This is a genomic window from Candidatus Cloacimonadota bacterium (assembly GCA_021734245.1).
In the GTDB taxonomy this organism is placed as follows: Bacteria; Cloacimonadota; Cloacimonadia; order Cloacimonadales; family TCS61; genus B137-G9.
In genome coordinates, this window is sequence record JAIPJH010000106.1 from 1 (window position 1) to 9,449 (window position 9,449).

General features: G+C 37.7%; 8 protein-coding genes and 1 tRNA gene. 4 read left to right on the plus strand and 5 right to left on the minus strand.

Annotated features, from left to right (window positions below; all coding sequences use genetic code 11):
* Positions 1-631: 631 nt before the first annotated feature.
* Positions 632-844 carry a hypothetical protein gene (locus K9N40_12100; GenBank protein MCF7815211.1) on the minus strand — a complete coding sequence of 71 codons (213 nt, stop codon included), beginning with the start codon at positions 842-844 and terminating at the stop codon, positions 632-634.
* Between the two features lie 155 nt (positions 845-999).
* Here K9N40_12100 and K9N40_12105 point away from each other — a divergent pair, with 155 nt between their 5' ends.
* The 3 genes from K9N40_12105 (at position 1,000) to K9N40_12115 (ending at position 4,590) form a co-directional block, all read left to right on the plus strand.
* A complete protein-coding gene (locus K9N40_12105; GenBank protein MCF7815212.1) occupies positions 1,000-2,256 on the plus strand; it encodes a phosphoglycerate kinase in 1,257 nt (418 codons plus the stop codon).
* A 2-nt stretch (positions 2,257-2,258) separates the two neighbouring features.
* Positions 2,259-2,579: an MGMT family protein gene (locus K9N40_12110; GenBank protein MCF7815213.1), complete on the plus strand. Its 321-nt coding sequence runs from the start codon at positions 2,259-2,261 to the stop codon at positions 2,577-2,579.
* Positions 2,580-2,673: 94 nt separating this feature from the next.
* On the plus strand, positions 2,674-4,590 hold the full coding sequence (locus K9N40_12115) for a carboxypeptidase-like regulatory domain-containing protein (protein ID MCF7815214.1): 1,917 nt from the start codon (positions 2,674-2,676) through the stop codon (positions 4,588-4,590).
* Between the two features lie 61 nt (positions 4,591-4,651).
* On the opposite strand, the gene K9N40_12120 is transcribed toward K9N40_12115, so the two are convergent.
* The 4 genes from K9N40_12120 to K9N40_12135 all read right to left on the minus strand — a co-directional run bounded on the left by K9N40_12120 (position 4,652) and on the right by K9N40_12135 (position 9,042).
* Positions 4,652-5,818 carry a PatB family C-S lyase gene (locus tag K9N40_12120; protein ID MCF7815215.1) on the minus strand — a complete coding sequence of 389 codons (1,167 nt, stop codon included), beginning with the start codon at positions 5,816-5,818 and terminating at the stop codon, positions 4,652-4,654.
* 188 nt (positions 5,819-6,006) lie between these two features.
* Complete coding sequence (locus tag K9N40_12125; protein ID MCF7815216.1) at positions 6,007-6,819, minus strand: PTS sugar transporter subunit IIA; 813 nt, start codon at positions 6,817-6,819, stop codon at positions 6,007-6,009.
* Between the two features lies 1 nt (position 6,820).
* Positions 6,821-8,056, minus strand: a complete 1,236-nt coding sequence (locus K9N40_12130) for a cation:proton antiporter (GenBank protein ID MCF7815217.1) — start codon at positions 8,054-8,056, stop codon at positions 6,821-6,823.
* A gap of 8 nt (positions 8,057-8,064) precedes the next feature.
* Positions 8,065-9,042, minus strand: a complete 978-nt coding sequence (locus K9N40_12135; protein ID MCF7815218.1) for an asparaginase — start codon at positions 9,040-9,042, stop codon at positions 8,065-8,067.
* A 191-nt stretch (positions 9,043-9,233) separates the two neighbouring features.
* On the opposite strand from K9N40_12135, the gene K9N40_12140 reads away from it, so the two are divergent.
* Positions 9,234-9,310, plus strand: a tRNA-Arg gene (locus tag K9N40_12140).
* Positions 9,311-9,449: the final 139 nt, after the last annotated feature.

The window sequence follows — 9,449 nt, forward strand, 5'->3', positions numbered from 1 at the left end:
CGACTTCAGAGGAGCTTTCGCGAAACTGGAGTTGAGAATCATTCCCTGAAGTCCAGTCAAACCTGAACTCCAGTGAATAGATATCAGCCCCGATGTGAGTCGGGGCTTTTTCTTTTATTACTTCCCGAAACTTGTTTTCGGGAGAACTTGTCCTTGCCGACAAGTTTGTTCAGACAAAGAAGATGATACTGATGAAATAGTCCTTCGGAATTTCACGGGACAGGTTCTGATGAAATAGTAGTGTAAAAACCTTGCGGATGGTCATTCGACCTCCGCAATGGTTATTTTCAGCCATTCGCAAAGTGTTATAACTTGCGACCTCCGCAATGGTTTTTTTCAACCATTCGCAAGGTCTCATAAATTCGACCATTACGAAGGTTTCATTTACGGCTTTCGCTTTAACTTCGGAATGTACACAGTTCTTCCGAATGTTGAAGAAGAAAAGGGATTCAAGAAATTCTGATTCTTAGATCTTAAATCTTCAATCGTAAATAACCCCTCTGCCTGCCGGCATCTCCCCTTAACAAGGGAGAAATAAGGAATCTGATAATTAAATAAATCTTCAATCGTAAATAACCCCTCTGCCTGCCGGCATCTCCCCTTAACAAGGGAGAAATAAGGAATCTGATAATTAAATAAATCTTAAATCTAAAATCGTAAATAACCCCTCTGCCTGCCGGCATCTCCCCTTAACAAGGGAGAAATAAGGAATCTGATAAATAAGTAAATCTTCAATCGTAAATAACCCCTCTGCCTGCCGGCATCTCCCCTTAACAAGGGAGAAATAAGGAATCTGATAAATAAGTAAATCTTCAATCGTAAATCTTAAATCGTAAATCTTCAATCTAAAACCCCTCTTCGAAACTTCGTTTCTCTTCTCCCCTTACAAAGGGGAGCTTTTTCAATCGGAAGTTTTTTTTAGTAAAAAAAAATGTTGCCTAAATATCTTTAAATATCAAAGAATCATCTACGAAATTAATATTTATAATTGGAGGAGAAATGGCTCGGATCCCAAGTGTGAAAGAGGTAGATTTAAAAGGTAAAAAAGTATTGATAAGAATCGATCATAACGTAGTTAAAAAAGGAAAGATAAAAGACACCTATCGCATTGATGCATCTTTGCCAACCATAAAATTTGTTCTAAAAAAAGGTGGTAAACCGATCCTGATGAGCCATGTAGGCAGACCAAAAAATAAAAATACAGGTGAGATTATAGTTTCCGAAGCAACTTCGGTAAAACCAATCGTGGAATATCTTAACAAAAAAATAGGAAAAACCTTTAAAGTAGCTTTGAATGATAAACCCGATTTTAAAGATAAAACTGCTATTGAAAAATTGAAGGAAGGTGAGATCGATGGTGTTTATCTTCCCAATACTCGCTGGTTTGCTGGAGAAGAAGCAAAAGATGAAAAAGCTGAAGGTTTTGCTAAAGAGTTGGCAGATTTAGCTGATGTTTTTGTGAATGATGCTTTCGGCAGTTGGCAACCGCACGCATCTACATTTCTTGTAACAAAATATCTTCCTTCTTTCGCAGGATTATTGATGATAAAAGAGATCGATAATCTGGCAAAAGTACTGGATGCGAAACGACCATTTGTGGCGGTTGTTGCTGGCTCCAAATTCGATACGAAAATCGGCCCTTTGACTGCACTTCTGACAAAAGCAGATCATCTTATTATTGGCGGAGTTATTTATAACGCTTATCTTTGTGCGAAATATGATATTAGAATCGAAGGAATTTCGGAGGAAGATATTCAATCAGCCCAAAGCTTTATCGATTCAACCAGAGAATTTTCTCATAAAATTCTGGAAATTCCGTTAGTTCTTGAATCTGATATTTTAGAAAAAAATGATCACGGGAAAACACGTATCAGGAAAATCGCAGATTTCCAACCTGGAATGAAATTAAATTATATTTTGGATGCTGCTCCTCAGGCTTTTGAAACTGAAGAAATTAAGAAGATATTTGCTGATGCTGAAACTTTTTTCGTGAATGCTGTGATGGGATTTACTCCGAATTTCTCTGCAGGTTCAAAGGCTTTGTATTCCCTGATAAATGAAAACAGAAAAGCCAATAAACTTTTTGGTGGCGGCGATACTTTGCAGGATTTCAAACTTCTTTTGCCGCAAATTCATTCTGCAGCATTAGATGACGATAAATACTATTTTTTCACAGGCGGCGGCACGATCCTGAAAGCAATACAAGAGGGAACTGCCTTTGGTCTTGAACCTGTAAAAGCTCTCATTGAAAAATAAAAATGTTTTCAGTTTTCAGCCAAAATGCAATCCGGATCATGAAGAGCATTCCCGCCGGAAAAGTGTGTACTTATGGGCAGATTGCAGCTTTAGCAGGAAATAATCGCGGAGCAAGGCAGATCGTTCGACTGCTGAATTCTTCCTGGCAAAAAGAGAAACTTCCCTGGCATCGCATCATTAATAGCAAAGGAAAGATTTCTCTTCGACCGGGTGACGGCTATGAATATCAAAAATCGCTTTTGCAAGCGGAAGGTGTACAATTCGACGAAAAAGAAAGGATTGATTTCAATAAATATTTGTGGAAACCTTCCTCAAAAGAATGATTATAGAAATCAAATCTCTTGACGACAAATTTCCCGATATTTAGCTTCGCTTCAAAGTGAAGATTGATAAACAATTGATAAGGAGGAAATATCAATGAATAGATTTTTTAAAATTGGCTTGTGTTTCATTATCGCAGGAATTATTTTCCTGACCGGATGTGAAAACAACGGTTCCAACGATGAACCCGGCATTTTGGAAGGTGTGGTAACTAATATTAATACCGGTGAATTGGTGAATGGAATTACGGTTGCCAATGGAGATTCGATTTTAGCCACAACCGACATTAACGGCTATTATAGCTGTGAAATGGAACAGGGAACTTACACGATTTCATTTTCGGGAAACGGATTTGTAACTCAAATCCAAAATGAAGTTGTTGTGGAATCGGAAGAAACTACAACTCTCAATATTCAAATCGTTCCGATAAATGTGATAGAAATTACCGGAAACATCGCTGGAAACGTTACTTGGAATAACAATAATATCTATCACATAAATAATCCTATTCAAATTTTTGCAACTCTTACAATCCAGGAAGGTACTGTCATCAAGTTTGAGGAAGGTGCTTCATTCTCAACATTAGGAAATGGAGGAGAAATTATTGCTGTAGGATCGGAAATTCAACCCATTGTGTTTACATCAATTTATGATGATGTGGCAGGTGGAGATTCCAATGGTGATGGCAATGCCACTTTTCCAGCCCGAGGAGATTGGACTGATATTGCAATAAACGGAGAAGACAATCTTTCCAATTTTGATTATTGTGTTTTCCGTTATGGCGGCGGAAATGATGAGCAGGTTATCAAGCTGGAAGATGATACTGATGTAAGTATTACCAATAGTGTTATAGCTCACAATCTGGGAGAAAACGGAGCAATAAATGCAGCAACTGCTGGAAGTGGAACCACGATTTCAGATAACTGGATTTATGATAACGCCTGGCCACTTCAAATCAACTTGACCATCGACCTGAATGCCAGCAATATTTTTGCTGATCCCGAAAGCAGAGATGTGGAAAATGATCATATCGGAATTTTGGTGGATAACTATCTTGCGGATGGTAGCGTAAGTTGGAGTGAGATCGAAATGCCGTATGTTTTCTATGAAACAGATTATCAAATTTCCACTGATAACTCGTTGGATTTATCGGCCGGAGTTATCTTCAAATTTTACGAAAATACCAGACTGGAAGTTGATGGAACTTTGAATGCTACTGGAAGCCAGACCAATCCTGTTTATTTCACTTCCATTTACGATGATGAAGCTGGTGGAGACACAAACGAAGATGGCGATGCCACAGAACCTGCAGCTGGTGACTGGGATTACATCATAGTAAGCGGAATGGGCAATAGCTCAAGTTTCATGAATTGTAAATTTATGTATGGCGGTGGTTCAGATGATGATTATACGCTTTGCCTTGGTAATGGAACAGAAGCAGATGTTTCATATTGTCTTTTCAAAAATAATAATGGCATGAATACTGCTGCCTTAGACGCAAGCCTGGCAGCGGCTGGAACTTCAATCAGGGAAAGTGATTTCTATTTCAATCAAAAACCACTCAGAATCAATGGTGCCATTAGTTTGGACAACAGTAATACATTCAGAAATCCAAATAATTACACGCAAGCCAATACTCAGAATGCAATTTTTGTGGATACACCAGGTACAACTTGTCTTGTTCAAGGAGATATTGTTTGGGCGGAAAATGAATTTGGAGTGGCATTTGTAGCTTTGAACGGTGGAATAGAGATTGATGCTGGTAATTCTTTAACTTTAGCAGAAGATGTGATCATGAAATTTATGAACTGTGGACTAACTTACAATGGTGATAATCTGATAAATTATGATGCAAATGGAGTTTTCTTTACATCCTGGTACGATGATGAACATGGCGGTGATACAAACGGAGATGAAAATTCTACAACACCTTCGGCTGGAGACTGGCTGGGAATAAATAATCAGGGAACCTGGGAAGACTGGGATAATATTCTTTATTCGCAAAATCCCTAAAATCTTTCGTTAGTTGTAAAAAATAAAATCAGGAGCTGTCTTTGGATGGCTCCTTTTTCATTTATGTTATAGCATTTTTTATTCTCTCCAAAGCTTCTTCCAGCAAACTTCTGGGACAGCCGATATTCAGCCGCATGAAACCTTCTCCACCTGCACCGAAAACTTTTCCATCATTCAAACCGACTTTTGCTTTATTAATAAATAAACCGACCAAATCATTTTGTGATAAATTCAATTTTCGGCAATCCAGCCACATCAAATACGTTCCTTCCATTTCAATTGCGGATATTTTCGGTATGTTTTCTTCAAGATATGATTTTACATAGTGATAGTTATTTTCAATATATTTTAAAAGCTGTTCCAGCCACTCTTCACCGTCTTTATAAGCTGCTATGAATGCTTCGATACCAAAAACATTGATGAGATGAAGTCCGAGTTTTTCTAAAAGTTTTTGGAATTTATATCTGATATGTTTATTTGGAATTACAATTGTTGAAGTAGACAATCCTGCTACATTAAAAGTTTTACTGGGAGCGTACATGGAGATAATATTATCGGCAATTTTCTTGTTCATACTTGCCGTAGGAATGTGTTTGTATTGGCTTAATATCAGATCAGAATGAATCTCATCAGAAATTAAAAGGACATTATTATCCAAGCATAAAGTTGCCACTTTTTCTAATTCAGATTTTGTCCAAACTCTTCCTACAGGATTATGCGGACTGCAGAAAAGCATCATTTTTACATCAGCTTTCAGTTTGTTTTCCAGGTCTTTAAAATCAATTTCATATCTGTTCCCAACCAGTTTCAGTTGTGAGTTAACTACTTCACGATCATTCTTTTTGATAGATTCAAAGAAAGGGAAATAGACTGGAGTTTGCACCAGAATTTTATCGTCAGGTTTGGTAAAGGCCTGAATAGCAAAATTGATCGCAGGAACGATGCCGGTTGTATTGATGATCCATTCTTTCTCGATTTTCCAATTGAAACGTTTATCTAACCAATCAATAAATACTTGAAAATATTCTTCCGGCTCGAAAGAATAACCATAAACGCCATGTTTTGCTCTTTCAACCAACTTATCAACAACCGGTTCAGGAGCTGCGAAATCGGTATCGGCAACCCAGAGCGGAATGATATCATCAGTTCCAAACATTTCTTTAGTAAAATCCCATTTATAACAATTTGTATTTTTTCTATCTATCATTTTATCGAAATCGTATTTCATATTCTAATTCCTTTTTCATTATTATTTCTCCTTTGGCCTGTCACGGCGTAGTGGGGCGTAGACGGAAAGGGGAGATAATTTGCTTTTCCTGCATGAATTCCAATGCAAATCAGAGAGGGGTTTAATTTTGATTCAAACATACCGAAGATACCGAAAGCATTCGGGAACATTCGGAAGCTCTTCATCATTTAAAATCCTTTTGAAAAAGACAAATCAAGAACCATAATTCCCAAATCCGAGAAATAATCCAGATCGCCAAAAATGTCTTCCAATCCTTTAACTATGGCATTTATGTGATCTTTGGTGATCTTGACAAGAATGATCTTGCTGGCAGGGTTTTTGTCGCCGGTAAAATTGAAAAATCCCATAAAAAGCGGAACCTTGGAAAGTAGATTTTCCATTTGCTGTGTGTCGATAATTGTGGATTGTTCCACACCGTATTCGATGAAAACTTCGGTAATATCCTGAATAATATTTTCATCTTTCACGATCAGGATCATCAGCTTTTCCTGACCTTTTTGTGAAATTCCGCCAACACCGTTATCAGCATTTCGCAGGAATTCTTCGTATAAGTTTATTTTCGTATTTGTCTGCAGCAGATCATTAATTACACCAGGTTCTTTTAAAATATGAGAGCAGGACGCTAAAAGTTTAAGATGCCTGTTCCGATCGCCTTTGGGGCCAATAATTGTAACAAAAATCTTCGATTTTTTTTTATCCAGAGAATCAAAATAGATGCCCTTTTTGCAGATAGCCAGACTGATAACAAAATTCTCGATGCCTTCCAGCTGACAATGCGGCATGGCAATACCTTTACTGAAACCGGTGCTGCCCATTTCTTCTCTTTCTTTAAGCGCTTTATAAATAATTGTATCATCAATTGCGGTTAATTCACTACTTCTGCGTAGAAGTTTTGCGATTTGCTTTAGTGTATCATCTTTATCTTTGGCCTGCAAATCAACAGTACAGGATTCCAGTTTTATAATTTCCGATAAGCTCATGTTATCTCCTTTTCAGGTTTTTTAGAATTGCCAGTTTGGAAAGTGGGGGGCCCAAAATTTCATTGAAGAACACCGACATCAAAACAATATTTATCATTTTACCGATCTGCAGTTGTACAGCATCCGAAGCATTTATAACTGCCGGTGAAGCCTGCACAAAAAGTACCAGACCTATGGCAACTCCAGCTTGTGGGAGCATACTTAAACCAAGGTAATTTCTGATATTTTTTTCCAATTTCACACTCCAGCAGGAAAAGAAAACTCCAAAAAATTTCCCCAATCCACGCAGAAAAATGAACAAAAATCCTGCTAAAAGTACGCTGGAATCTGCAAATACATCAAGCCTGAGTTCTGCTCCTGCTATGGCAAAGAAAACAGCGTATAAAGGTGGAGTAAATGGTTCAAAAGAGAATAAAATGCGAACGTGTTTTTTATTCATATTTACCAGGAACATCCCGAGTGTCATATTTGAAATAAGGGGTGAGAGATGTAAACTGATCGAGATGGAAGTTGTCAGGAATATAAAACCTAATGCCAGGATTTTCACTTCGCTCATATTGCGTTTTCTCACTGTGGAAAGGTGGATTGCAATTCCTCCCAGCACTCCTACAACCAATGAATAAAAAATTTCTTTGAATGCGTGGATCAAAGCATGAGATAAAACAAGCTCAGTTCCTCCGATTAGTGAAGCAGAGATGGCAAATGCTATTGAAAAAAGGATTACAGTTCCGGCGTCATCCAGGGCAACGATCCCATAAAGATAGTCTACGAACTTACCTTTTGCTTTCAGTTTTTCTACGATTACAACAGTAGCAGCAGGTGCTGTAGCTGCTGAAATAGCTCCTAATAAAAATGAGATGAAGTTAGGCAAGCCAATCAGAAGCAATCCAAAAGAAACCAATACAAAAGTGAGAAACATCTGAGCCAGAGTTATGATTACAATCTTTTTGCCGTATAATTTCAATTTGAAAAAGGAAAATTCTCCACCGATGATAACTGCAATAAAGGAAAGTGTGACTTCCGATAAAATATAAAGCATTTGCATATTTTCATGCCGGATCAGCTTCATTCCAGAATCTCCAATAATAACTCCTGCTAAGATGTAACCTGTTATAGCAGGAAGTTTTATCTTCTCGGAAAGTTGTCCGAACAAAAAACCTATCAGCAGCATCAGACCTGTACTGAAAATAACATGATGAGCAAAATAATATTCAATAATTTGTAATATTTTTAGCATAGATTTTCCTAGTTAAACTCATTTTTCAAATATTCTCGAACTAAATCAGGAGTCTTCAGTTTACCAAAAAGAAGCATCAGTTTCAATCTCATTTTTGGTCCTTTCAAATCTCCACCCAAGATTGCACCCATCTTCTGAAGATATTTGCCGCCGCCTTCATAACCATATTCCGACAATACTCTTCCAGTGTAGGTTCGCGATACAATTACAATAATAATATTCTTGCTAATTGCTTCCTGAATTTTTGGAACTATTGACCTGGGAACGTTACCTCGACCAAATGCTTCTAAAACAATCGCTTTAACTCCAGAATTAATTGAAGCATCCAGATGATGAGTTCCCATTCCTGAAACACATTTTATCAAATCAATTTTGGTTTCAATTTCGTTAGTTGTAATGCTTTCGTCGATAATTCGCTTGCGATAAAAAATAATTTTATCGGGATCGATAATTCCCAGAAGTCCATATAGCGGAGTTTCAAAAGCATCTGTTTTGCCAGAATCAGTTTTCACAACATCACGAGCGCAATTTATCTCATCGTTCATCACTACCAGCACACCACGATTTACCGATAATTCATCACTTGCAACTCGTACAGCACCAACTATATTTCTGGGTCCGTCCAAACCAAGTTCGGAACCACTTCTCATTGCTGCGGTAAGAACAACAGGTTTATTGGTGGAAAGCATCAGATCAAGAAAATAAGATGTCTCTTCCAAAGTATCAGTTCCGTGTGTTATTACTATACCATCAAAATCTATGATCTTTTCTTCAATCAACTTACCAAGTTTAAACATTTTTCCGGGAGTCATATAAGGGCTGGGGATATTGGTGAATTCATGAACTTTGATTTCTGCAACATCTTGAAGTTGAGGAAATGAATGCAGCATTTCAATTAGTTCATTATTGGGTAGAACACCGAAATTCTTATCGAATTTCATAGCGATCGTGCCACCGGTTGTAATGATCAGGATTCGCTTTTTCATCCATACCTCATCAAATTATTTTGATGTTACATTTTTGATGAAGTTGGTGATGTCAAGACAAGAATTATCTGTAAAAGATTAGCCTGAAGCTCATGAAATTTTCTACAGAAGCGATCATAAACGATAAATACGAATCAAATCAATTTGTGCTTGACACCAGAACGGTAGTAAAAGCATTTAGCACAAAGCGTGCGCCCGTGGCTCAATTGGATAGAGCACTTGACTACGGATCAGGGGGTTAGGGGTTCGAATCCTCTCGGGCGTGCCATTTTTTTTGCGACGAATAGAACCTGGCAAATGATTCGTTTAATGTTAGAATTCTTGATGCGAACCCCTTCTTCCTGCACGAGTTCGACCACGAGCGTGAATCTGAATTTGAGTTTACGAAAATTTAGCAGCGAAGTAGC

Excerpts from the sequence above, each read along its gene's own strand:
- K9N40_12105 (MCF7815212.1), top strand. The coding sequence starts at position 1,000 with ATGGCTCGGATCCCAAGTGTGAAAGAGGTAGATTTAAAAGGTAAAAAA.
- K9N40_12115 (MCF7815214.1), top strand. The coding sequence starts at position 2,674 with ATGAATAGATTTTTTAAAATTGGCTTGTGTTTCATTATCGCAGGAATT.
- K9N40_12130 (MCF7815217.1), bottom strand. The coding sequence starts at position 8,056 with ATGCTAAAAATATTACAAATTATTGAATATTATTTTGCTCATCATGTT.
- K9N40_12110 (MCF7815213.1), top strand. The coding sequence starts at position 2,259 with ATGTTTTCAGTTTTCAGCCAAAATGCAATCCGGATCATGAAGAGCATT.
- K9N40_12125 (MCF7815216.1), bottom strand. The coding sequence starts at position 6,819 with ATGAGCTTATCGGAAATTATAAAACTGGAATCCTGTACTGTTGATTTG.
- K9N40_12120 (MCF7815215.1), bottom strand. The coding sequence starts at position 5,818 with ATGAAATACGATTTCGATAAAATGATAGATAGAAAAAATACAAATTGT.
- K9N40_12135 (MCF7815218.1), bottom strand. The coding sequence starts at position 9,042 with ATGAAAAAGCGAATCCTGATCATTACAACCGGTGGCACGATCGCTATG.